The organism is Pseudomonas sp. LH21 (assembly GCF_036549575.1).
Classification (GTDB): Bacteria; Pseudomonadota; Gammaproteobacteria; order Pseudomonadales; family Pseudomonadaceae; genus Aquipseudomonas; species Aquipseudomonas peradeniyensis.
The window spans coordinates 2,578,831-2,602,595 of the sequence record NZ_CP144367.1 but is presented as its reverse complement, the minus strand read 5'-3'; the positions used below and the strand labels follow the sequence as shown (position 1 = coordinate 2,602,595).

At 59.6% G+C, this 23,765-nt stretch carries 19 protein-coding genes; 7 read left to right on the top strand and 12 right to left on the bottom strand.

The window, feature by feature from the left end; translation table 11 throughout:
* Window positions 1-69: 69 nt before the first annotated feature.
* The gene (locus VUG52_RS11970; RefSeq protein WP_331833009.1) at window positions 70-1,449 is read left to right on the top strand and encodes an aspartate aminotransferase family protein; all 1,380 of its coding nucleotides are present in this window, start codon (window positions 70-72) and stop codon (window positions 1,447-1,449) included.
* A 54-nt stretch (window positions 1,450-1,503) separates the two neighbouring features.
* The gene (locus tag VUG52_RS11965) at window positions 1,504-2,412 is read left to right on the top strand and encodes an NAD(P)-dependent oxidoreductase (RefSeq protein ID WP_331833008.1); all 909 of its coding nucleotides are present in this window, start codon (window positions 1,504-1,506) and stop codon (window positions 2,410-2,412) included.
* A gap of 268 nt (window positions 2,413-2,680) precedes the next feature.
* Here VUG52_RS11965 and VUG52_RS11960 read toward each other — a convergent pair whose 3' ends face one another.
* From VUG52_RS11960 to VUG52_RS11930, 7 genes are all read right to left on the bottom strand, one after another.
* Window positions 2,681-4,339: a cation acetate symporter gene (locus VUG52_RS11960; RefSeq protein ID WP_196145915.1), complete on the bottom strand. Its 1,659-nt coding sequence runs from the start codon at window positions 4,337-4,339 to the stop codon at window positions 2,681-2,683.
* Window positions 4,336-4,659 carry a DUF485 domain-containing protein gene (locus tag VUG52_RS11955; protein ID WP_331833007.1) on the bottom strand — a complete coding sequence of 108 codons (324 nt, stop codon included), beginning with the start codon at window positions 4,657-4,659 and terminating at the stop codon, window positions 4,336-4,338. Before VUG52_RS11955 ends, VUG52_RS11960 begins: the two co-directional genes overlap by 4 nt.
* A gap of 56 nt (window positions 4,660-4,715) precedes the next feature.
* The gene (locus VUG52_RS11950) at window positions 4,716-6,368 is read right to left on the bottom strand and encodes an acyl-CoA synthetase (RefSeq protein ID WP_331833006.1); all 1,653 of its coding nucleotides are present in this window, start codon (window positions 6,366-6,368) and stop codon (window positions 4,716-4,718) included.
* Between the two features lie 83 nt (window positions 6,369-6,451).
* Complete coding sequence (locus VUG52_RS11945) at window positions 6,452-7,219, bottom strand: SDR family NAD(P)-dependent oxidoreductase (RefSeq protein WP_015270459.1); 768 nt, start codon at window positions 7,217-7,219, stop codon at window positions 6,452-6,454.
* Complete coding sequence (locus VUG52_RS11940) at window positions 7,219-8,391, bottom strand: acyl-CoA dehydrogenase family protein (protein ID WP_090342435.1); 1,173 nt, start codon at window positions 8,389-8,391, stop codon at window positions 7,219-7,221. Before VUG52_RS11940 ends, VUG52_RS11945 begins: the two co-directional genes overlap by 1 nt.
* Before the next feature lie 53 nt (window positions 8,392-8,444).
* Complete coding sequence (gene lvaB, locus VUG52_RS11935; protein ID WP_015270461.1) at window positions 8,445-8,801, bottom strand: 4-hydroxypentanoyl-CoA kinase subunit LvaB; 357 nt, start codon at window positions 8,799-8,801, stop codon at window positions 8,445-8,447.
* Window positions 8,798-9,856, bottom strand: a complete 1,059-nt coding sequence (locus VUG52_RS11930; RefSeq protein ID WP_015270462.1) for a phosphotransferase family protein — start codon at window positions 9,854-9,856, stop codon at window positions 8,798-8,800. Before VUG52_RS11930 ends, lvaB begins: the two co-directional genes overlap by 4 nt.
* 202 nt (window positions 9,857-10,058) lie before the next feature.
* Here VUG52_RS11930 and prpR point away from each other — a divergent pair, with 202 nt between their 5' ends.
* Window positions 10,059-12,011, top strand: a complete 1,953-nt coding sequence (gene prpR / locus VUG52_RS11925) for a propionate catabolism operon regulatory protein PrpR (RefSeq protein WP_090342431.1) — start codon at window positions 10,059-10,061, stop codon at window positions 12,009-12,011.
* 560 nt (window positions 12,012-12,571) lie between these two features.
* Here the strand turns inward: prpR and VUG52_RS11920 are convergent.
* A complete protein-coding gene (locus VUG52_RS11920) occupies window positions 12,572-12,925 on the bottom strand; it encodes a hypothetical protein (RefSeq protein ID WP_015270464.1) in 354 nt (117 codons plus the stop codon).
* A gap of 122 nt (window positions 12,926-13,047) precedes the next feature.
* Here VUG52_RS11920 and VUG52_RS11915 point away from each other — a divergent pair, with 122 nt between their 5' ends.
* From VUG52_RS11915 to VUG52_RS11900, 4 genes are all read left to right on the top strand, one after another.
* Window positions 13,048-14,601, top strand: coding sequence for a recombinase family protein (locus VUG52_RS11915; RefSeq protein ID WP_331833003.1), 1,554 nt, complete (start codon window positions 13,048-13,050; stop codon window positions 14,599-14,601).
* The gene (locus VUG52_RS11910) at window positions 14,601-15,494 is read left to right on the top strand and encodes a ParB/RepB/Spo0J family partition protein (protein WP_015270466.1); all 894 of its coding nucleotides are present in this window, start codon (window positions 14,601-14,603) and stop codon (window positions 15,492-15,494) included. Before VUG52_RS11915 ends, VUG52_RS11910 begins: the two co-directional genes overlap by 1 nt.
* Window positions 15,491-16,396 carry a plasmid partitioning protein RepB C-terminal domain-containing protein gene (locus tag VUG52_RS11905; protein WP_015270467.1) on the top strand — a complete coding sequence of 302 codons (906 nt, stop codon included), beginning with the start codon at window positions 15,491-15,493 and terminating at the stop codon, window positions 16,394-16,396. The genes VUG52_RS11910 and VUG52_RS11905 overlap by 4 nt, the downstream gene beginning before the upstream one ends.
* Before the next feature lie 797 nt (window positions 16,397-17,193).
* On the top strand, window positions 17,194-18,285 hold the full coding sequence (locus VUG52_RS11900) for a site-specific integrase (RefSeq protein WP_137164072.1): 1,092 nt from the start codon (window positions 17,194-17,196) through the stop codon (window positions 18,283-18,285).
* A 45-nt stretch (window positions 18,286-18,330) separates the two neighbouring features.
* On the opposite strand, the gene VUG52_RS11895 is transcribed toward VUG52_RS11900, so the two are convergent.
* The 4 genes from VUG52_RS11895 to VUG52_RS11880 all read right to left on the bottom strand — a co-directional run bounded on the left by VUG52_RS11895 (window position 18,331) and on the right by VUG52_RS11880 (window position 23,168).
* Window positions 18,331-19,659 carry a hypothetical protein gene (locus VUG52_RS11895; RefSeq protein WP_331833001.1) on the bottom strand — a complete coding sequence of 443 codons (1,329 nt, stop codon included), beginning with the start codon at window positions 19,657-19,659 and terminating at the stop codon, window positions 18,331-18,333.
* Entirely contained in the window at window positions 19,649-20,563 is a 915-nt protein-coding gene (locus VUG52_RS11890; RefSeq protein WP_196188235.1) for an ATP-binding protein, read from the bottom strand. Before VUG52_RS11890 ends, VUG52_RS11895 begins: the two co-directional genes overlap by 11 nt.
* Window positions 20,560-22,356 (bottom strand): hypothetical protein, encoded by a 1,797-nt coding sequence (locus VUG52_RS11885; RefSeq protein WP_137164075.1) that lies wholly within the window; start codon window positions 22,354-22,356, stop codon window positions 20,560-20,562. Before VUG52_RS11885 ends, VUG52_RS11890 begins: the two co-directional genes overlap by 4 nt.
* Window positions 22,357-22,469: 113 nt before the next feature.
* Window positions 22,470-23,168: a hypothetical protein gene (locus VUG52_RS11880; protein ID WP_137164076.1), complete on the bottom strand. Its 699-nt coding sequence runs from the start codon at window positions 23,166-23,168 to the stop codon at window positions 22,470-22,472.
* Between the last annotated feature and the right edge of the window lie 597 nt (window positions 23,169-23,765).

Sequence of the window (23,765 nt, the reverse complement as noted above, 5' to 3'; positions counted from 1 at the left end):
TCGATACAGCGCCGCATGCAGGCTCATCGCGTGCAGTCGACAACCCGTCCGTGGCAGGAAATCACACCAATGAGCAACGTCACTTCAACCATCCAGAATGACTTGGCTTCATTCATACACCCCAACACCAACCTGGCGCAGCACCAGGAAATCGGCCCCCTCGTGATCGCCGGCGGCGACGGCGTGCGGGTCTTCGATGAGCAAGGCAACGCCTACATCGAGGCGATGTCGGGCCTGTGGAGCGTTGCCTTGGGCTTCAGTGAAAAGCGCCTGGTCGACGCCGCCGTCGAGCAGTTCAGGCAACTGCCCTACTACCACAGCTTCAGCCACAAGACCAACGCCCCGGCGGCGGCGCTCGCCGCCAAGCTGGCCGAGCTGGCGCCGGGCGACCTGAACCATGTTTTCTTCACCAATTCAGGCTCCGAAGCCAACGACTCGGTGGTGAAGATGCTCTGGTACGTGAACAACGCGCTGGGCAAACCGCACAAGAAGAAATTCATCTCTCGCCAGCAGGCCTATCACGGCGCCACCATCGCTGCCGGGAGCCTGACCGGCATCCCCTCGATTCATCGCGACTTCGACCTGCCGGCCATCCCGGTTCACCATCTGACGTGCCCGAACTTCTACCGGTTCGCCCGGCCAGGGGAAACGCAGGAAGCCTTTTCGGCCCGCCTGGCGAACGAACTGGAGCGCTACATCCTCGCCGAAGGGCCGGAAAGCATTGCCGCCTTCGTCGGCGAACCGGTGATCGCAGCGGGCGGCGTGATCCCTCCTCCCACTGGCTACTGGGCGGCGATCCAGACAGTGTGCAGGCGCTACGACATTCTTGTGGTGATCGACGAGATCGTCACCGGTTTTGGCAGGCTGGGCACGATGTTCGGGGCTCAGCTGTACGACATCCAGCCCGACATCATGGTGCTCTCCAAGCAGCTCACCTCTTCCTACCAGCCGCTGGCGGCCGTGGTGGTGTCCGATGCCATCAACGATGTACTGGTGAGCCAGAGCCAGCGCCTGGGGGCATTCGCCCATGGCCTGACCTGCACGGGCCACCCCGTCGCCACCGCGGTTGCGCTGGAAAACATCCGCATCATCGAAGAGCGCGACCTGGTTGGCCATGTCCAGCGCCTGGCCCCCATGTTCCAGCGCCACCTGCGCACGTTCGAAGACCACCCGCTGGTCGGCAACGTCCGAGGCGTCGGGCTGATGGGCGGGATCGAACTGGTTGCGAACAAGGCCACCGGCCAACCGTTCGCCCAGCCAGGTGCACTGGGTGGCTACGTGTTCAAACAGGCCCACAAGCATGGGCTGATCATTCGCGCCCTCTACGACACGATCGCGTTCTGCCCGCCGTTGATTACCACGCAGGGCGACATCGAAGCGATCTTCAGCGCCTTCGAGCGCACGTTGGCTGATGCAACGGACTGGGCCCGATCGCAGAACCTGCGGTGAGCAAAGGCTCTCCCGTGGGGCATCACATAAAACAACAATCAAGAGGCTTTGAACGTGCGCGAACAAAATGATGAAAGTTTCGAGTTTGATGTGTCCGTGGTCGGGCTCGGTGCGATGGGAACGCTCATGGCACACGCGTTGCTCAAGCAAGGCAAACGCGTGGCGATCTGGAATCGATCACCCGGCAAGGCTGCGTCGCTCGTCGCCGCTGGCGCTCACCTGTGCGACAGCGTTGAAACCGCGCTGGTTGCAAGCCCGGTCACGATCTTCGTGCTCCTGGACAACCACGCGACCCACGAGGTGCTCGGGATGCCAGGTGTGATGCATGCACTGGCCAACCGTACGATCGTCGATTACACCACCAACGCCCAGGACGAGGGACCGGCGCTTCAGGGCCTCGTCAATCGGGCGGGCGGCCATTACGTCAAAGGGATGATCGTGGCCTACCCGCGCAACGTCGGCCATCGCGAAAGCCACAGTATTCATACCGGCGATCGTGAGGCCTTCGAGCAGCACCGGTCGCTGCTTGAAGGGCTCGCCGGCCATACGGTGTTCCTTCCCTGGGGCGAAGCATTGGCCTTCGCGAGCGTGCTCCACGCCCATGTGTTTGCCGCGATGGTTGCGTTCTTCGAGGCCGTGGGTGCGAGCGAACGGTTTGGCCTGTCGGTTTCGAAGACAGCCAGGCTCCTGCTCGACACGTCACGCTTTTTCGTCGCCGACGCACTCGAGGAAGCGGCACGCCGGCTCGAAGCGCAGGATTTCGCAGGCGACCAGGCGAGGCTCGATGTACATGTAGATGCCTTCGCGCACATTGCCCAATCCCTGCATGCACAAGGGGCCTGGACGCCAGTGTTCGACGCGGTATGCCAAGTCGCGCAGCGCGCGGCATCAATGGGCTATGGCAACCAGGACATTGCAGCCATCGCCCTGTCATTCGCCCACGACAAAGCGCCCGGGCACTAACCGCGTGATACTGGCCTTTCGGATCGAACCTGAAGACAACAACAATAAAAATCGCTGGAGGATCATATGCGCCGATTTGGTTTTCTACTGGCCGTGTTGACGCTGGCCGTTTTCCTGAGTGCCCTGCTTGCCCCCAGGCCTTCTCTCGTCAACCGAGCGGCGGCGCAGCGCATGGGGCATCCGATCACCAGCATCGGCGAGATTTTCAGGGGGTATTAACGAGGTTTCACCTGGCCGCTGGCACGCATCCGCCAGCGGCCGCAGGTAATCAATGATCGACCGCACCGCTGGCACCAAGGCCGGTCTGGCCCCTTACGAACTGGTCGGCGAACGCCGCCCTTTCTGCCTTGGCTCGCGCAGTCCGGTCTAGCCGGGAAACGCCATACGCCACCGCAAACGCCAGCGGCATGGAGAACAGCGCAGGCTGGGTATAAGGGAACAGCGGCTCGGCAAAGTGCAACACATCCACCCACACGAGCTTGGAAAACACCACGAAGCCCATGGCGCTGACCAACCCCACGTAGCCACCGGCCAACGCGCCGCGCGTGGTCAACCCCGACCAGAACATCGACAGGAACAGTACCGGGAAGTTGGCCGACGCGGCGATGCCGAACGCCAGCGCGACCATGAAGGCCACGTTGATGTTTTCGAACACGATGCCCAGAGCTATCGCCACCAACCCAAGCCCGAGGGTGGCCAGCTTGGTCACCCGCAGCTCCTGCGACTCGCTGGCCGCACCCTTCATGATCACCCGCGCATAGAGATCATGGGCGATGGCGGAAGCACCCGCAAGCGCCAGGCCTGACACCACGGCCAGGATGGTGGCGAAGGTCACGGCAGACAAAAAGCCCAGCAGCAGGTTGCCGCCTACCGCCTGGGCCAGGTGCATGACAACCATGTTGCCCCCGCCCAGCAGCTTGCCACCCACCTGCCCGCCTTCGAAAAACTGCGGCTGCTGGCTGACGATCACGATCGAGGCCAGGCCCAGCAGGAAAATGACATTGAAAAAATAGCCGATGAATCCGGTGGCATAGAGCACCGACTTGCGCGCCTCACGGGCATCGCTCACGGTGAAGAAGCGCATCAGGATATGCGGCAGCCCGGCAGTGCCGAACACCAGCCCCAGGCTCAGCGACAGCGCGGTCAATGGGTCGGCCAACAGGCTGCCAGGCGCCAGCAGGCGCTCGCCCAGGGCATGGGTGTCCATGGCCTGGGTGACCAGCGTGTCATAGCTGAAGTCGAACTCGCGCAGCGCCAGGAACAGCACCAGCGAACCGCCTACCAGTAGCAGGAATGCCTTGATGATCTGCACCCAGGTGGTCGCCACCATGCCACCGAAGGTGACATACAGCATCATCAGCACGCCGACGATCACCAGGGCGATGTGGTAGTCCAGGCCGAACAGCAGCCTGATCAGCTGCCCGGCCCCGACCATCTGCGCCACCAAGTAGAAACACACCACGGTCAGCGAGCCGATGGCGGCCATGGTGCGCACCTTACCTTGGTCGAGGCGGTACGAGGTGATGTCGGCGAAAGTGAAGCGGCCCAGGTTGCGCAGCCGCTCGGTCATCAACAGCAGCAACACCGGCCAGCCCGCAAAGAAAGCGATGAGGTAGATGTAGCCATCCATACCGGAGGTGTAGATGAGCGCGGTGATCCCCAGCAACGTCGAGGCGGACATGTAGTCACCGGCCAGCGCCAGGCCGTTCTGCCAGCCTAGGATGCCGCCACCGGCGCTGTAGAAATCCGCCGTCGAGCGGGTGCGCCGCGCCGCCCACCAGGTGATGCACAAGGTGAAAAGCACGAACACCATGAACATGCCGATGGCATGCAGGTTGAGCGGCTGACGCTGACCCGCGTCGAGCGCAGGCGAAGCCAACAACAGGCCGGAGTGCAGCAACAAAGCCAGAGGCAGTAGTTTCTTCATGCGCGCGGCTCCTCTTCCAACCCGGCAACCAGCGCCTGCGTCAGACGGTCGAACTCGCCGTTGGCCCGGTACACATAGAACGCCGACAGCGCACAAAAGAACACGAACAGGAAAGCGCCGGCCGCGACGCCGAAGGTCATGTTCGACCCCTCGGCCAGGCGCCTGGCGATCAGCTCGGGCCAAAACGATACCAACGCGATGTAGCCATAGAACGTGGTCAGGATCAGCACGAACAGGCTCAGGGTAAAACGGTTTCTGCGCGTCACCAGTTGCTGGAACCGGGCACTGGCGCGAACACGCGCGTATAACAGGCTGGACATGGGACACCTCGATCAATGTACTTGTTGTTATGGGGCGTGCAGGTGTTGCCGCTCGATCAAGGCTCGGCGTCGGCGGTCTGCGCCTCCTGTTGCCGGGCCCACTCGCGCAGGACGAACTTCTGGATCTTGCCGGTGGCGGTCTTGGGCAGCTCCGTGAGCGACACATGCCGCGGCGCCTTGAAATGCGCCAGACGCTCGCGGCACCAGCAGATCAGGTCCCCTTCAGTGACCGTGGCCAGCGCATCTGGGCGCAGGGTGACGAACGCATGGGGGGTCTCGCCCCAGCGCGCATCCGGGCGCGCCACCACCGCGGCCTCGATTACCTCGGGGTGCTGGTAGAGCACTTCTTCGATCTCCAGCGAGCTGATGTTCTCGCCGCCGGAAATGATGATGTCCTTGGCCCGGTCCTTGATTTCCACGTAACCGTCCGGGTGCAGCACGGCCAGGTCGCCCGTGTGCAGCCAGCCATTGGCCAATGCGGCCCGGGTGGCCTCTGGGTTGTGCAGGTAGCCTTTCATCACGGTGTTGCCGCGCACCACCAGCTCGCCAAGGGTAAGGCCATCGGCTGGAACCGGGCGGCCGGTATCGGTATCCAGCACCGTGGCCTCCTCGAGCATCGGGTGGGCGACACCCTGGCGGCTCATGAACTGCGCCCGGGCCTCAAGCGGCAACTCGTCGACCCCCGGCTGCCACAGGCACAATGTGCTGGGGCCATAGCTTTCGGTCATGCCATAGGCATGGGTGATGTTGAAGCCACGCGCCTCCATCGCCGCAATAACCGCACTGGGCGGGGCAGCACCGCCAGTGATCACCGATACCGGCACCGGAGGGGCACTGGCATGCTCGGCGTGGATCAGCATCGACATCACCACCGGGGCGGCGCTCAGGTGAGTCACGGCATGCTCGGCGATGGCGGCGTTGATCGCATCAGGCTGGACCTTGCGCAGACACACGTGGGTGCCACCGGACAACGTCACCGCCCAGGTATGGCTCCAGCCGTTGCAGTGGAACATCGGCAAGGTCCACAGGTAGACGCTGCGCGGCCCCAACTGGAAGATCAGCGCCCCAGCGCAGGCGTTTAGGTAGGCGCCGCGGTGATGCAACACCACGCCCTTGGGGTCCCCCGTGGTGCCGGAGGTGTAGTTGATGGCGATCGACTGCCATTCGTTCTGTGGCGCACTCAAGGGTCGCGCGGGGTCGCCCTGGGCCAGGAACGCTTCGTAGTCCAGGTCGTGGGCCAGGTCGGCGCGCTCGGCCTGATCATCGTCGATGCCCACCAGCAAGGGCGGCGCATCGAGCATGGCCAGCGCCTGACTGGCCACGGCACCGAACTCGCGGTCGCAGATCAATACCTTGGCCGCGCAGTGCCGCAAGATGAAGGCGATGCTGCGTGCCTCGAGCCGAATGTTGATGCATACCAGCACCGCCCCGGCACCGGGCACGCCATAGTGGGCTTCGAGCATTTCAGGGATGTTCGGGGCCAGTATCGCCACCCGTTCGCCCGGTTGCACACCGACCCGCTCCAGGGCACTGGCCAGAGCACGGCTGCGCTCGTGCAACTGAAGATAGTTGTAACGCCGCCTACCATAGACCACCGCATCTCGCTGCGGATATACCTGTGCGGCCCGCTTGAGAAACGACAGCGGCGACAGCGGCACATGGTTGGCTTCGTTGGGGGCAAGCTCGTGATCGAGGGTTGGAACCATCATGGCAGACACCTCATCGACACTTTGCTCAGGTTTTGCACGCACATACCTACCTCCTGTTCTTGTTATTATTGCGCCAGGGCGCGTTACAGGCTGCTGCACAGATGGCCGCCATCGACCACGATCTCGGCGCCGCTCATCGCCCGCCCAGCATCGCTGGCGAGCAGCAGCAAGGCGCCGTCCAGGTCCGACGGCACGCTGAAGCGTCGGCTGGGGATACGCGAACGCAACTTGTCACCGGCCTCGCTGGCCAGGAAGGCCTCGTTCAAATCAGTCATCACGTAGCCGGGCGCCAGGGCGTTCACCCGGATGCCATGGCGCGCCAACTCCAGCGCCATGGCGCGGGTCAGGTGGGCCAGGCCGGCCTTGGCCGCCAGGTAAGGGCCTACGGCACCGGCCACACGGCAGGCGAGGATCGAGGTGACATTAATCAGGCTGCCCCCCTTCCCCGCCGCCACCATGCGCCGGGCGCTTTCCTGGGCCACGGCCCAGGCGCCCTTTAGGTTGGTGTCGAGCACGTGGTCCCAGGTTTGATCATCGCAGGCCAGCAAAGGCTGGCTGTCGCTCACCCCCGCATTGTTGACCAGGACATCCAGCGGGCCGGCGGCATCGAGCACCCGGCAGATGTCCTCACGGCTGGTCACATCGAGGGCAAAGGCCTGCGCCCGCCCTCCAGCCACCTCGATGGCCTCCACCAACGCCCGCAGCGGCGCCTGGCGCCTGGCGGTCACCACCACCTCGGCGCCTGCAGCGGCCAGGGTCATGGCGAAGTGACGGCCCAGGCCGCTGGAGGCCCCGGTCACCAGGGCGCGGCGCCCGTCAAGGGCGAACAGTCGGACAAGGTTCGGCTGCATCAGTGGGCCTCCAGGCGCTGGTCGAGCAGCTTCTTCGCCAGGCTCATGCGGTGCACTTCGCTCGGACCGTCATAGATGCGGAACGGGCGAATGTCGCGGAAGATCCGCTCCACCACGGTGTCCCCGGTCACCCCGCGGCCACCCAATACCTGGACGCAACGATCGACCACCCGCCACAGCGCCTCGGCGCTGATCACCTTGGCCATGCTCGAATCGACATTGGCACGCCGGCCCTGGTCGAGCACCCAGGCGCAGTGCCAGACCGCCAAGCGCACCACGTGCAGGTCCATCATGTTGTCGGCGAGCATGAAGCCCACGCCCTGGTGCTCGCCCAGCGGCTTGCCGAAGGCGTCACGGGTGCGCGCATAGTCGCAGGCGATGTCGTGGGCGCGGCGCGCGGCACCGAGCCAGCGCATGCAATGAGTCAAGCGTGCGGGCGCCAGGCGCACCTGGGCATAACGGAAGCCCTTGCCGATCTCGCCGAGGACATCGCTCGCCGGGATACGCAGGTTGTCGAAACGCAGCTGCCCGTGACCACCGGTAAAACAGCCGTCCAGCGAGTCCAGCTGACGTTCATGGATGATGCCGTCGCGCTTCATGTCGGTCAGGAACATGGTCGCGGTGCCATCCTCCATGCGCGCCATGATAATGCCGAAGTCCGCGCCTTCGGCCCCGGTGATCAGCCACTTGCGGCCATTGATCAGATAGTCGTCGCCATCGCGGGTGGCAGTGGTACGCAGCATCGACGGATCCGAACCGGAGCCCGGAGCAGGCTCGGTCATGGCGAAGCACGAACGGGCATGGCCCTGGACCAGCGGGCGCAACCAGCGGTCCTTCTGCGCCTCGGTGGCGACCACGTCCATCAGGTGGATATTGCCTTCGTCCGGCGCATGGATATTCAGCGCTACCGGGCCCAGCGGCGAGTAACCGGCCTCTTCGAAAACGATCGCCTTGGCCACATGGCTCAGCTCCAGGCCGCCCATTTCGCGGCTGGCGTGAGGCGTCAGCAAGCCGGCGGCGCGGGCGCGGGCCACCAGGTCCTGGCGCAGGGCGTCGCTGGGGCCATGGCTGTCCTGGCGGGGGTCGTTCTCGAACGGGATGACCTGTTCGGCAATGAAGTCTCGGGTCTTGGCCTGCAAGGCGAGCAGTTCGTCCGGGAGAGTGAAGTTCATGGCTGTCCTTGTGTGTTCTTGTCTATCGGAGGAATGGGGTGGTCGATGCAGTTTCAGGGCAAGGCCTTGGGGTTGCTGATCGCCAATCGGGCAACGGTGATCTGGCGCAATGTCTCGACCAGGGTGCGCCGGGTTTGCGGGGCGTCATGGCTGCCCTGGCGAATGGCGCGAGCCAGTTGGCGGCGCAGGTCGGGCAATGTCGACGGCGCGTCATCGACCAAGGCGACCAGACGCGCCTGCTCCTGATCCTCGGCCTGAGCACCCAGGCGGCTTTCGCGGGCCGCAATGGCCATGGCGTTGGCGATCATCAAGGCCGGGTAACGCAACTCGCCGGGCAGCGCTGGCAACAGCTGCTCCAGAAGCGTCGCGCGGGCGATCTCGAGCAATTGGTGGGCGTTGGGTTGGGTCATGGCGCTTCGGCTCCAGTCATGTGCAGGATGTCGAGTTCGAGCTCCGGCAACAGCCGGGCTGTCAGTGCCAACTCGAGCGACGGTTCTTCACCGGACAGATGGCGCTGCCCTTGCTGCAAGGCAATGACTGCCCAGCGCAGGGTGGCCATGACCTGCCAGTAGTGCAGCTGACTGCGTTCGATGCACAGCGAAGACACCTCGTGATAACCACGCAGAAAATCCTCCAGCTGGCCAATGCCGCCGGCTTCGAGGTCTGGACGGGTAAAACGCCAGCAGCGGGCGGTGAACCAGCCGAGGTCCTCGCAAGGATCTCCCCAGCTGGTGAACTCCCAGTCGAGCACGGCCTCCAGCCCTTCTTCGCTGGCCAGGTAGTTGCCGGTGCGGTAGTCACGGTGCAACAAGCACAGGGTGCTGCTGCGCGGCGCATGCAGCTCGCACCAGCGCAGGCCCCATTCCAGCACCGGATAGGCATCGGCGAGGGTGTCGAGGTAGCGGCGGTAGGCGTCGATGGTCGCCAGGGCCGGCGAGCTGTCCGGAACGGACAGGAAGCCCAGCGTGGCGCACGGCGGGCGGACCTGATGCAGACGCGCCAGGTTGGCGCCAAGCTGCGCCGCCAGTTGCGCCCGGCCCTGAGGACCGGCGCCGGTGCTGAGCGCGCGGCCGGTAGCGCTACCCGGCACATACTCCATCACGAAGAACACCCGCCCATGCACGCGCACATCGCGGCACAGCCAGAGCGGGCGTGGCACTTTCACGCCGGCCTGGTAAACCACCTGCAGCACGGCGAACTCCTGTTCACGGTCAAGGCTGGCGGGTAGCGCTGAAAGCGCATCGCTGCGCAGTACCCAACGCCGGACACCAGCCCACGGGCCGCCTTCGATCAGCAGGTCCAGCAGCCAGTTTTCCTGGATGGCACCGCCGCTCAGGCGCTTGCGCGCCTGGATGACCACCCGCGTTGCCGAGGCCTGCTCTCGTATGAACTCGGCCAGGCGGTGATCGTCAGTCATGGCCGCGAACGTATCGCTGGCCGGGGAAATCGTTGGTGAACTGCTCATGGGTCTGTAGGCCCTGCCTTTGGTTTCTGGGTTGGCACAAGCCCAAGAGCAAGGCCTGGGCCAACTCTTCAAAAGTCAGCCACAGGCCGCATACAGCCTGGGTTCTGACGCCTCACCGCCGAGCGAAAGTCAGGCTGCTCGTTGCATATTTGCAAGGTATTGATTCAATATCGAAACATTTCAAATATGAATAGGCCCCGTGATGGATGCTCTTGCCTCCCAGGTCGTCGTGTTGATCAGCCACTTGCAGCGCCCCCAACAACGGAGCCGGCTCGCCCATGTGGTGGCCGGGCTCACGACGGACTACCCCGATACCCGTATCGAAGTCCTCGACACCTCGGTGGCTGAAGCACTGCAGACCGCCCAAGAATTGGAGCAGGCAGGTAAGGTCGATGTGTTCGTCTGCGCCGGGGCGACCGCCGCCTACCTGCGCAAACACCTGACACGCCCGGTACTGGCGATGCGCGTGGGCAGCGGCGATCTGCTACGGGCATTGGGGCAGGCCCGCGAACGCTCCTCCCAAGTGGCCGTGCTCAGCTACAACCACATCAACCACGACCTGCAAGCCATGGCCGCGCTCTTCACCGTCCAGGTTCACCAGGCCGCCTACACCTCCCTGGAAGAGGCCCGCCAGGCCGTCGAACAGGCGGCCCAGCTAGGCTGTCGCAGCATCATCGGCTCGTCGACGGTGGTGGGGCTGGCGGAGCAGGCAGGGCTGCATGGCGTGCTGTCGCTGAGCGAAGAAACCGCGCGCAAAGCGCTGGAGGAAGCCCTGGGCATTCTCGACACTCAGCGCGTCGAGATCGCCAAACGGCGGCATCTGAATGCCGTGCTGCGGCATATCCCCGCCGGCGTTGCAGCGGTCGACAACCAAGGCGTGGTGCAGTCGCTCAACCCGGCCCTTGCGCAGCTGCTGGACCTGCCGGTTAGCGCAGCGTTGGGCCGGCCGCTGCAGCAGCTGTGCCCGGAACTGGACATGCAGCAGGCGCTGCAGGAAGGCACGGGTGAAGAAAACCGTGTGATGCGGCTCGGCTCGCACGTCGTGGTGAGCAATTTACTGCCTATCCTGGAGAACGGCGAACGTACCGGCCTGGTCCTGACCTGCCAGGACATCACTGTTGTGCAACGTGCCGACCAGCGCATCCGATCCACCCGCCGCCCCGGTGCGTTCACTGCCCGTTACCGGCTCGACCAGCTCAACGGCAACAGCAAGGCCAACCGCGAGATGCTGCAGTTGGCCAAGCGTTTTGCCACCAGCCATTCGACCATCCTGATTACCGGTGAAAGCGGCACCGGCAAGGAACTGCTCGCCCAGGGAATCCATAACGAAAGCCCACGCCGGCAGGGCCCCTTTGTCGCCATCAATTGCGCGGCGTTTCCCGAGTCGTTGTTGGAAAGTGAATTGTTCGGCTACGAGGAAGGCGCCTTCAGCGGCTCGCGCAAAGGTGGCAAGCCAGGCCTGTTCGAAGCGGCACACCGCGGCACGCTGTTCCTCGACGAGATCGGCGACATGCCGGTTTCGCTGCAAACACGCCTTCTGCGCGTGCTGCAAGAGCGCGAAGTCCTGCGCCTGGGCAGCACCGAACCGATTGCCATCGACGTGCGCATCATTGCCGCCACCCACCAGGACCTGCGCAGCGCCATGGACGATGGCGATTTCCGTACCGACCTGTATTTCCGGCTCAACATCCTGCGTCTGCAGACCACCCCGCTGCGAGAGCGCCCTGAGGACATTGCCCTGATCTGCCGGGTCATTAGCCAGCGCCTGCTTGTTCAGGGGCAACCACCGGGAGCTGCAGACATCCCCGCCGCGCTGCTGCCGTACCTTGAACGCTATGCCTGGCCGGGCAATGTCCGGGAACTGGAGAATGTGATCGAGCGCGCGATGCTCTCGGCACGCGAACTGCTTGAGGAACACCGCTTGAAAGAGCAGTACCTGGCACGCGTGCTACCTGAACTGTGCGAAGGCCCTCCCCGTTCACCCGCCCGGAAAAAGTCGCCAGGCGAAACGGACCTGCACACCATCGGCAAGATCGCGCAACTGCGCCATGTAAAGGAAACGCTGGAAAGCTGCCACGGCAACCTCGACGAAGCCGCCCGCCGTCTCGGCATCAGCCGCACAACCTTGTGGCGGCGCTTGCGATCTGCCAATTGAATGAAAGCCCCAATCCCATGTTCAACCCATGACGTCTGGTTGGACAGTCTCAAGGCCCGATACCGTCTAATCATCCGCCAACTGACTGGCTCGACGTACATCGCCGGGTTGCTAGCGATTTTGTTGTGGGGGCGCTCAACCTGTTTAGTTACCTGAGATACTCATTCTGCGAGCGCTTGCCCTCTATCAGATCCGGCGACTATGCGCGGTGTACTGTATCGTCCGGCATTCTTGCTCAGTCGCCTGAGGACCATGCTGATGCAGTCGGAGCAGTCGGAGTAGGACAGTATGGCGTCCGGAGGTGCGTTTTCGCGATGTGCATATTCAGCCGGTCTGGACGCGACTGACCGCTTTCGACCCAAAGCTGCCTGTGGAGAGCGGCAGCAATCGGCCAACTACGGACATTCAGCTGAACAGTAGTCCCGCCACCAGTTTTTTAGACTTGGACATCCTGCACTCTTCAAATGCTGGATCCTCATACTTTAAATGGGTTGGAATCTTCTGAGCACGGAGGATTCAGGCTACAGCGATAGAGAGGCCGGAGACCGCTCAAATGGCTGTCAGTGAGCGCTGCCAGGACCCAGGCAAACATCGATCATTTCCGCGACGTCAAGCAAACGCTCGCGCAAAGCGGGAAGCCAGACCACTGCTACGGACGAGTTCCGCTGCGCCAACTCAAGCACCGCCTGAAGGGCATGTTCGGAATGCCGCATTAATTCAATCAAATGAAGGCCACTCGGACCATGGCTGCCCGCCAGCCAATGCTTAGCCGTACGTTCACTGGCATCGGTCCAATGGCGCAGCGTCTTGATTGCGCGATGTGACGTGCCTAATTCGGTGCGCAAGGCAGCAGCTAGGGCACCGGCGTAAGTTTGGGCGCAGATTGGAAATGAATTACCCATTTTAGTGATCATCTTTCCGTATCTCCTCTTTATATTCGTGAGTAGCGCATCTGATGTAGGCCGGTAGGTGTGGTGCGGTCTACGGCTTGGCATGGGTGTAGACCCCAAGTCGCTAAGGGGGCATCGATCTACAAATGAGACGAGCACATCTATCCACGACCGAAGGCAGCAATAGAGCTGCTGCCTATGTCCGCATGTCGACGGAGCACCAGCAGTACTCCACTGAAAATCAGCTGGATGCCATTCGCGTTTATGCGGCAGCACATGAGCTGGAGATCGTCCGGGTATACACCGATGCGGGTAAAAGTGGCTTGAGCCTGGATGGTCGGGAAGCTCTCCAACAGCTACTTCTAGATGTCGACGCTGGTCAGTCCGAGTTCTCTGTAGTTTTGGTCTATGACGTAAGTCGCTGGGGGCGCTTTCAGGACCCTGATGTGAGCGCCAGCTACGAAGTTCGATGTCGGCAGGCGGGTGTCAGGGTCGAATATTGCGCCGAACAGTTCGTTAACGATGGCTCACCGGTATCCAGCATCATCAAGAGTGTTAAACGCATGATGGCTGGTGAGTACAGTCGTGAGCTGTCCGTCAAGGTGTTTGCGGGGCAGTCGCGCTTGATCCAGCTGGGATACCGACAAGGTGGCCCGGCTGGATATGGATTGCGTCGTCAACTTATAGATCAGACAGGGCAGCCTAAAGCAATCTTGGATCGGGGAGAGTACAAAAGCCTTCAGACGGATCGGGTGATTCTCACGCCTGGTCCTGAGTCCGAACAACAGGTCGTTCAAGACATTTACCAGGCATTTGTCAGGGAAGGTCGAACCGAAGCTGAAATTGCAACTCAACTGAATCGGCGTGGACTGCTTACAGACTTCCAGCGACCTTGGTCACGGGGAGTGGTGCATCAGGTCCTGATCAACGAAAAGTACATCGGTAACAATGTTTGGAATCGCACGTCTGGCAAGCTGAAACAGCCCCGAACATCCAATCCAGTTGATCAGTTGGTGCGGTCCGACGGTGCCTTCTCCTCTGTGGTCGACCACGCTTTGTTTCTCGCGGCGCAGACCATCATCCGAGCGCGGTCACGGCACTGGACTGACGAGCAAATGCTGGCGACGCTGAAACAACTATTTGCGGAGCGAGGTTGTCTGTCTGGGTTGATCATTGATGAGCAAGAGGATTGCCCCTCCAGCAGTTGTTATCGCCAGCGCTTTGGTAGTCTGCTACGCAGCTACAGCCTAATTGGCTATTCCCCCGGACGGGACTACAGCTTTCTGGAGGCCAATCGTCGGCTGCGAGAGCTGTATCCGCACATCTTGGTCGACACACAGGAGCGCATTCGTCTTGTCGGTGGACACATCTCGGTCGATCCCCAGACCCAGCTGGTTTGGGTTAATGATGAGTTCTCGATTTCGGTGGTGCTTTGCCGCTGTCAATGTTCAGAGTCAGTGCGCAGGCGTTGGCAGCTACGCTTCGATTTCGGCTTGTTACCTGACCTTACTGTCGCTGTTCGCATGCTCCCAGGTGAGCAGGAGGTGCTTGATTACTACCTCTTTCCCATGATCGATTTGGCGGCACCTCACCTGCGTCTGGGAGATACTAATCCGCGCGAATTGGAACTCTACCGGTTCAACAGCTTGGATATCCTAGCGGCCCTGAGTCGACGTATACCCCTGGGGAGCGCTGCGTAATGGCCACATCGGAAGAGCATCTTGCACTTCATGTGGCGCAGGCGGCGCCTATTGCGCAGATCCCACTCGCGGATATTCGCGTGCTCAATCCGCGTAGTCGCAATCAACAAGTGTTTGCACGCCTGGTGGAAAACATTGCGAGTCTGGGGTTGAAACGACCGATCACGGTGACCCGTAACGGTTCGAGTTTCGACCTGATCTGTGGGCAGGGGCGCTTCGAAGCCTTCAAGGTCCTGGGGGAGTCGGCCATTCCAGCGGTCGTGGTGACGGCGGCAGAGGCAGACCGCTATCTCATCAGCCTGGTAGAGAATCTGGCGCGACGTAAGCATTCGAACCGCGACTTGCTGATGGCGATCAACGTACTGCACGAGCGTGGTTACTCCATCAGGCAGATTGCCCAGAAAACCTGCTTGGACCGTGCCTATGTTGGCGGCATTTTGATCTTGTTGCGGCAGGGAGAGGAGCGCCTGATCGCTGCCGTCGAAAAGGGCTGGCTACCGATTAAAGTCGCGATCCATGTGGCACGGTCCGACGATGCCCAGGTCCAGGCCGCCATGGTCGAAGCCTATGAAAGTGGATTGTTAAAAGGAGATGAACTCATCAAGGTGCGCCGCCTGATCGACCGAAGACGCGTTCTTGGCAAGGGCTATGGTAGGCAGCATGGAGGCGAGCGCATGACCACTCCTCGCCAGTTGCTGACTGCCTATCAGACTGAGGTGCGCCGTCAGCGCCTGATGGTAAAGAAGGCGGACATCGGTGAGCAAAGATTGCTCTTCGTCGTGACTGCATTGCGTCGGTTGTTGGCCGATGAATTTTTCCGGTCAATGTTACGCAGTGAAGGTATTGATGATATGCCGCAGGTATTGGCCGAGCGAATTCAGGGGGACGCATGACTGTCGTCAAGCGTGCCTTTGCCCCCGAGTTGATTACCGTCCGCTTACCGCTGATCTTGCCCTCTCGCCAAGTCACCCACGACATGCTGACGTCCGTCAAATTCGCAGCGATTTTAGCCTCCATCCGTGAATTGGGCGTGGTCGAGCCGCTCGCGGTTTATCCCGAGCCGGTTCACGGGACGGGAGGGGAGCCTCGTTATCTACTGTTGGATGGTCATTTGCGGCTAGCTGCGCTCGCACAGTTGGGGGCGGAAGACACGTTGTGCCTGTTGGCGACAGATGACGAAGGTTTTACCTACAACCGGCAGGTCAACCGACTTACCCCGATTCAAGAGCACAAGATGATTCTGGAGGCGATACGCAAAGGAACGACTGCCGAGCGGATTGCCGAAGTCTTGAGCGTCAACGTCGGACGCATCCGCGAGCGCCAGCATTTGTTGCGGGGGATTGCGCCGGAAGTCGCTGAGATGCTGAAAACGCGAATGGTTAGTCAGGCGGTCTTTCGCGTGTTGCGTAAGATGAAGCCGATGCGCCAGGTAGAACTAGTCGAGATGATGATTTCCGCCAACTGCTTTACTGGTCGCTACGCCGAAATGGTATTAGCCGCAACGCGTCCTGAACAGCTGGTTGAGGCAAAGAAAGTCAGTGAGGGCGTGACTGCTGAAGACATTGCACGCATGGAGCGAGAGATGGAAAAACTCTACCACGATTACCGGTTGGTCGAGGACACCCTCGGCGAAACCATGCTGGTACTCGTGGTTGCCAAGGGCTATGTGTCTCGCATGCTGCGCAATCAGACTATCGCAGCTTACCTGGAGCGTTTCGAGCCTGACCTAGTGCGGGAGCTGGCGGGGGTTGTGGAGGCGGTCACCGCAGATGCTCGTAGTCTGGAGCGTGAATAGACCTACCTGCTGTGCTTAGTGGGAGGACATCATTCGTTTCGGGGGCAGATCGTCAGTGCTATGTTGGCGAGGGCATGGGCTTTGGCTGGAATCGCGGCTTCGTCCCGTGCAGAGGTGGCAATCAGTGGGGCATTGAGACCAAGGCTAGCAATGGCATCAGCTTGTCGCGTTTCGTCGCGAAATTGCAGGGTTGCGCCGTCCTATTGACGCCAAGGTTCAGCAACGTCAAGTTGCCTAGCATTGGGATGCTCTCATGCCGTTCACGAATCAGGAGCTGCCAGGGCGTCAATGTGCCGCAAGAGCGCACAATCACTTCGATATCCGACTCGTCGCTGTCGGCTGCCACGCTGCCATCTTTCTGCGTCCAGCGGGACGTGCCAACTACGCGGCAAAATGTGGTCTATATCAAGCGCTGATAGGTCTGGTGTTTCCGGTTCTTCGCTTTTAACGGATAGCCGTGAGCCGCCCTCGAGTTCCGTTAGCAGCGAACAGGTTTTTGCGGTATCCAGCCGGTTTGGGTACAGCGGTGCACTGATGCAAGCGTTACGGAATTCAAGGATCAGCGTCAGCTGTAGTCGAACGTGATGAAGGATTGCGCTGGGCCGAAGGCAGCGTTCGTGACTAGCAGCTTTTGCCGATTGCGGCACTTTGCGAAGGGCAGCTATGGGTCGATAACGGCCCTTCACGATCATGGATATCGTCATGCCGACCTCTTCGTTATATTAGGTCTGATAAGCACCCGGTTATCCGAACCTATTGCACCGTTGAGCGAGAAGACATTGACAGAACCGATAGCGATGCCCTCCTCCTCGCCTTTAGTGTCGGCGGAACTGGCCGCCAGCACCCGTGCCGCCGCCGACGCATTCATCGCCGCCGGTACTGCGGCCAACACTGTGCGCAGCTACCAGAGCGCCCTTGCCTATTGGTCCGCCTGGCTGCAACTGCGCTACCGACGCGCACTCGGTGATGGCGCCTTGCCCCCGGAGGTGGCGGTGCAGTTCATTGTCGACCACCTTGCCCGACCCGACGGCGCGGGCGGCTGGAGCCACCTGCTGCCAGCGAATCTCGATGCCGCGCTGATCGCCGCCGGCGTCAAGGGAAAACCAGGCCCGTTGGCGTTCAGCACGGTCAGCCACCGTCTGGCTGTCCTGGCCAAGTGGCATCGCCTGCAGCAGTGGGAAAACCCGGCAGAGAGTCAGGTCGTAAAAACCCTGTTGCGTGAAGCCCGTAAGGCCCAGGCTCGCCACGGCGTCTCGGTTCGCAAGAAAACCGCCGTGGCGCTGGAACCGCTGCAGGCGATGCTTGCTACCTGTACTGACGGTATTCGCGGCCTCCGCGACCGTGCTCTGTTGCTGTTGGCGTGGAGTGGCGGCGGACGCAGGCGTTCAGAAGTGATTGGCCTGCAGGTTCAGGACCTCCGTCGCTTGGACGCAGACACTTGGCTCTACGCCTTGGGGGCGACGAAGACTGATACCGGTGGCGAGCGGCGGGAAAAGCCCCTTCAAGGGCCCGCAGCCCACGCGCTGCAGGCGTGGCTGGAGGCGGCGCCCGCGCAGACCGGACCACTGTTCCGTCGGCTGTACAGAGGCGGCGGGGTCAGTAGCACCGGACTATCAGGCGATCAGGTGGCGCGTATCGTCAAGCGTCGAGCGCAATTGGCCGGCCTTGAAGGAGATTGGGCAGCGCACAGCCTGCGCTCGGGCTTTGTCACCGAGGCCGGGCGTCAAGGAGTGCCACTGGGAGAGGTGATGGCGATGACCGAGCACCGCAGCATCACTACGGTGATGGGCTATTTCCAGGCAGGATCGCTGCTGGGCAGTCGTGCGACCAAGCTACTTGGCCAGGCCCTCACACCTCAAGCGAGTGCCAGCGCGCCCTCCGATGAATAATCGCCTCAATCAGTGACATCCGTCATTCCGCACAGTGCACTGAACTCAAAATACAAAGGCGCTCGCCAGGATTTCGAAACCGAACAAGAACTTTGGCTGGGCGTCGGTATGAACTGAAACGGTGCCGGCAGCATGGGAAATCCGCAGCAACGCATCGGTGCGCCCGTGGCTCATGAGCTTGCGCACCACCGGTAGTCCGGCAGGCAAGTCGATGATGATTTCATGGACCCGTCCTCGGACGGTCTCACCGAGGTAGTCGCTAAGTGATGGCGTTCTGCCCAGAAAGGGCGTGAAGAAGAAGCGAGAATCCACACGGACAGAAAAACCGTTGCTATGGGCGCAGCGATACCACAGCCGGGAAAGCAACCGATAAAACATTACTTTGAAATAATTGCGTAGGCTACTACGCGTGAAGCCCAACTCACTTAGGCACTCCAGAGCCCTGTCAGACATGCAAATGCGAGTATTTGAAATAGGCAATGTTTCAAATTTCTGCCGAAACAGCATCAGTGTGAGCGCGAACACGCACGATCCCCGTTCGCGGATCCCCAGGCAACTGTTGGCGTTATGCAGGCAATGACGATGGCGCCGAAGTAGCCTCGACCTCCAGAATGACACAAACCGTCGATAGACCACATCCACCTGCCGCGGTTGCGTCAGGCTATCCTCGCCCCCTCTCATGTCTAATGCCACCCGGTATCGCCGTAGGGTCGAGTCTTCTTCGAACGCGTCGTAAAAACTGTGAGGTTGAATCAGAACGGGAGGATCTATAGGCCCCTCCCCCAACCGCATGGTGTCTAAAATTCCCAGACGCTGAAGACGCGCCAAGGTGCTAAATAGCCGCAAACTATGAGCGGCACGCTGAGCACAGAGACCCGAGCGCAAGCTGTCGATGATCACTTTCAAGCTGGGCACGGCATAACCGCAGGTAGCACACGGCTGACTGTTCCGATCGGGACAAAAGGCCGCGGCATCAGCACATTGCGCGCACAAAGATTTGAGTTCAATCCGATGCCATGGACACCACCGGACGCATCGCAAATGGAAAAAGAGCGAAAGGTAGCCTGAGTCAGCGGCACACAGTGGGCAGTACTGCAATTTATCCATGACACGCGGGGCAAAAAATTGTGCAACGCTGCCAATGAAGTGCGTATTCGCCAGGTAGGGACGCCCGGGCGCATACAACCCCTGAATCGTTGCGCTGGCCACGCTGCCGTGGCGCCACCGATGATCGCCTTCGCCAGGACTGAAAGCCAGCAACAAAGCGCGTGCCGGTACCCCGTTGATGACCGCAGCTCTTTGCACAGTAGCAAAGGCCGCTTCGAAGGGGGTGGGAAACCCATCAGGAAAGAAATAGCCACGGTTATAATGCATCACAAAAAGCCCGTAGGTTGCTTTTTTGCACTGCTTCACTCACCCAGCGAGGATCAAGCTCCATGGAGGTGCTGTCCTTGGCTGCGAGACTGAGCAATAGATTAAGTATCGACTCACACAGATGTTCCATGGGAATGTTGTTCATATAAGGTCCGGAGGTACTGGACGACAACTCGAGCCAAAGCGGCTCGGTGACACGCGCTAAACGAAATCCTGCCGAGAAGGCCTTGGGTATGAAATGCGCGGTATAGCTCGTCCCGGAACCCGAGGGGAACTCGGAGCCCGTATCATAGGCATTCAAAATCACACCGAGCTCATCCACTCCGCGACAACCAGGGTAAGTCAATACTTCGGTTAAAAACCGCGCCATCAACTGCTGCTCACGTGTCGCCTTAATCATGGTGATTTGTGCGTCAATGTCCGGCTGAGCAAAGGCAATCAGCGTCATGCAGATGCTCTTCGCCTGTAACAGATTGTAGAGATCCGCCAAGTCGAAGTAATCCACCGGCAATAATCTTTGAACCTCATCAATCACCAAAAGATACTGCCCGGCTTGCTGCCCGACCAACAATGATTCCAAATGGGCTACCAAATGATAACGCAGATCCACGCGCTCCTTTGGATGAATATTTTCAGTATAGCAAAGCTCACGACAAAGATTATTAGGATGTCGTGTCTTACGCTTCAGCGCTATATAAAAAGCAACATGACATTCAGGGAACTGTTTTTTTAGCTGCTCGGCCACAAACACGGCGCAACGACTTTTGCCAACCCGTGATTGCCCACGAAACATCACTGCGGAACGCCTCATTGCAACCCGATCAAGGCACAACCGCACCGCCCAATTTAACGCTGGCGTGATGATACGTGCCTGCTTGCTGATTAAGGGATGCGTTATATTCATGATCCCCCTCGATTATCGGCTTGTCCTGCTGCGGGAAGACCGGGATATTCCTGATCCGGCTGAAGCAAGTAGTCCTTAACTGGCTTCTTCACAGGTACGACGGCGCGTGGCAGTGTCGACAGGCTCGGATCCTCGGCCTGCTTAACCAGCAGCGCCCGGTTGGGTTCGTTGTGGCGAATAAAATAGTCACAGATCTGCTGACTGGGTGGAAGGTCCTCTGTGATGGTCAACGCTCGTTGACCAATCAATGAATTTACCAAACGTCTAATGTACGGTGTATGCCTAAAGGTCGCCCACCAACCGCAGGCGTGGAGTACACCTATTGCTGCACCATTGGGTAGAAAAGCGTTGACAGCGCGATAATCATGCTCATCAATTTCCACACACAATTTGAGTCCGATCAGATCAAAGTTGGCCGCCAAATGCTCACTGGTATACCTGACCCGATCCAGCATGATGTATGGCCGTCGCCCTTCCGCCAAACTTCCGCGCACCGTCACATACTTAGTAATCAAGTCGACTTTCAGCCGCTCACGGCGTTCAACAGCAATGCGTGGTAGTATGGCGGCTTGACTCATATACTGTCGAATCAAGCCCAACGGCGAAAACATGCCAATACCTTCCGAAGGCTCCGTATTATAATTGGCTAGCGCAACGTCCAATGCTTGGATAAATCGTGTCAGATCCAACTGATACTCAACGGCTTTTTCCTGTGCGCCATCCGCTCTACCATGGCGAGGGTGACTACCGGTTGTCGACGGTAATAAAGCTGTGTGTCGTACCACCTCCGCAAAAAGTCGCTCGATCTTTGCGCGCGTTTCAAAACGCCCGGTTGGCCCCAAATAATGGTGAAAGCCGAAATCCTGCCGAGCTTGAAGCGTAATTTTCTTAGCAATATTGGAAAGATGCGAGTCAACACTAAGCACACTGAACGTGACACCGCAACATTCCTCAATCACGCTTGAAGGAAAACCCGCATCGACTTTGTAGGAAAAATTGGTGTTTTCCAGTGTTTGCGCCTTCCACCCTCCCAAACTTGCCCGCACAAGCACTTCGCGAACATCACTGGCCCCAGGCTGGCTTCGTAAGACCAATTTATACGAGAGAACGGCATGAGAATATGGTTCAATTGCGGTAAGCAACCACATGCGATCTAACGGAATCGGCAACATCAAGCCATTTACTTGCTCCACCAACAAAACAAAAAAAGCACTGATAAAATGGCCATCCAACTCGACAATGTCGAACGGGCGCTGCGCGACGAGGTAAGGCCGGTGCCCGGTACCGGTGACAATATGCGCTCTCGCCTCAGGACTACCATGCGCATTGATGTACGAGGCCGGAAAGTGGTTGCGCAGCGCGAGAATATAGCGGCGTATGCTAACGCGTCCCTGATACTTAGTCGAATAAGGCCAACCACGATGATCGGGGGCTATGGCGTGCAAAATCTGCATGAACTTTTTGGTGAGGAACGCTATAGCGTTCCTATGATCATCGAGCGTCTGTGCAGAGTCTTTGAGAACCGCGACCATCCGCTCTTCAATTTCGGGGTATGTCTCGAGCAACTGCTGAAGGCAGCCTGACATCCCCCCCTGCTGGCCACTGTATTTATTGCCCGATGGTTTGCGTCGTTCGTAGGGTTTGAGATGAATATGGGGAAGCAACGCTCTTTCGCCAATACACTGGCCTTGGTCATCCAAAGTCAGAAAGCGGGACGCTAATCGATTAACTTCCCACCCTTTTAGGTGGGTCCTCTGCTCGATTGCGCGCAAAGCGTGACCTTCAATGTACATCTGCACTGCGGTGCGACGCCGACAAAACAGCTGCCAGTGTTCCTCGGGGACTGCCGAGGCTGGTAGTCTCGGCCAGTTCCCGGCTTGCACGGTCTGGGGTATCACAACCCGCTTCATGGCCGTTCAACTTTGCAAGACCATGTGGTCTGCAGGTTTGGGGTGAAAGCATCAATGGTTAACTCTACCTGCCCTTTGATTGCCAAACGGCTGAGTCCGCCGATCAACTCCGTCATGTCTAGGTTGGGTAGTATTTGCGCCAAGCTGCCAATGGTACCGGTTCTATTTCGCCCGACGGCTTGAGAAAGAAGCGCTTCCGTTGCGTTGATATCCACACTCCAACGCGTCAACGCCACGAAACTTGCCAATCTTAGCAAGGGCATAACTTGATAATGACGGGCGTCGCGTGTTGACTCATCGAAGAGTCGGTAAAGAGCACCGGCAGCCTGCGCCAACTCCTTCTGAACCTTCAGTTGCTCATGCGCCTCTAGATCATCAATGTATCCCGGCTTCACCTCATGCCACTCGATAAAGCCCTCGACATTCGTCGCAATCGCATCAAGTTTTACCTTGCGCCCGCCTCGCTGGTCTGCATTGAACTCGTCGCCTTGTGGCTTCCAGAAAGTTACTATTGATGGGTCAAACTCAAGATAGATCAGCCAGTGCGCGACTTCACGATGGCTTTCTAGAATCAGGTCATTATTGGCTTTCAAACTATAAACATGCCAAATACTGCTGCGTACAGATCCGCGATTACGCATCTGAGCAATCAAGGCATTGCTGGGTGTCGCTTGCTTCGTACTTTTTTTAGACATATCTACACCCTCAACATAAACTTCATGCTTAGGTAGATATGCCAACCCCTCGCGGAGGTCTTCTATGACGAATGGGGGCGGATTCCACAATATGATAATCGCACAGCTGCCCCACGGCCATGATGCCTATTGGAAATAAAAAGCACCGCATTACGTGGAAAAAGTAATAAGCCGCTACGGAATCACAAACATATAGGAGGCGACGCGATGAAAACACTATCCATGTCAGGTCCCACGCCCTCCCTATTTGACCGTCAAACAATGGGTTATATACGTGATTTCCAAAATTTCTATAAAGGTGGCCCTCCCTGCACAGCTGAAGAATTGTGCCTCTATCTGTTGCGTAGCTTCCAAGGTACCCCTGCCGAAATCAATCGGATCCTAACAGCGTTCTCTCGCTATCATCGAACACTCGGACTTGCAGATCCTACCCAATGCCCCTCCGTGTTAAGGCTCTGCAGAGAGTTCGAGAACGTAACATGCTTACAAGCACCTATATCTTCACAGACGACTCCTACATTTCATTGCGTCTCCGAACTGACTAAAATGCTAAACGGCGAGATCCATCGCCACCGACAGGAGCTCAAAAAAGCCCGA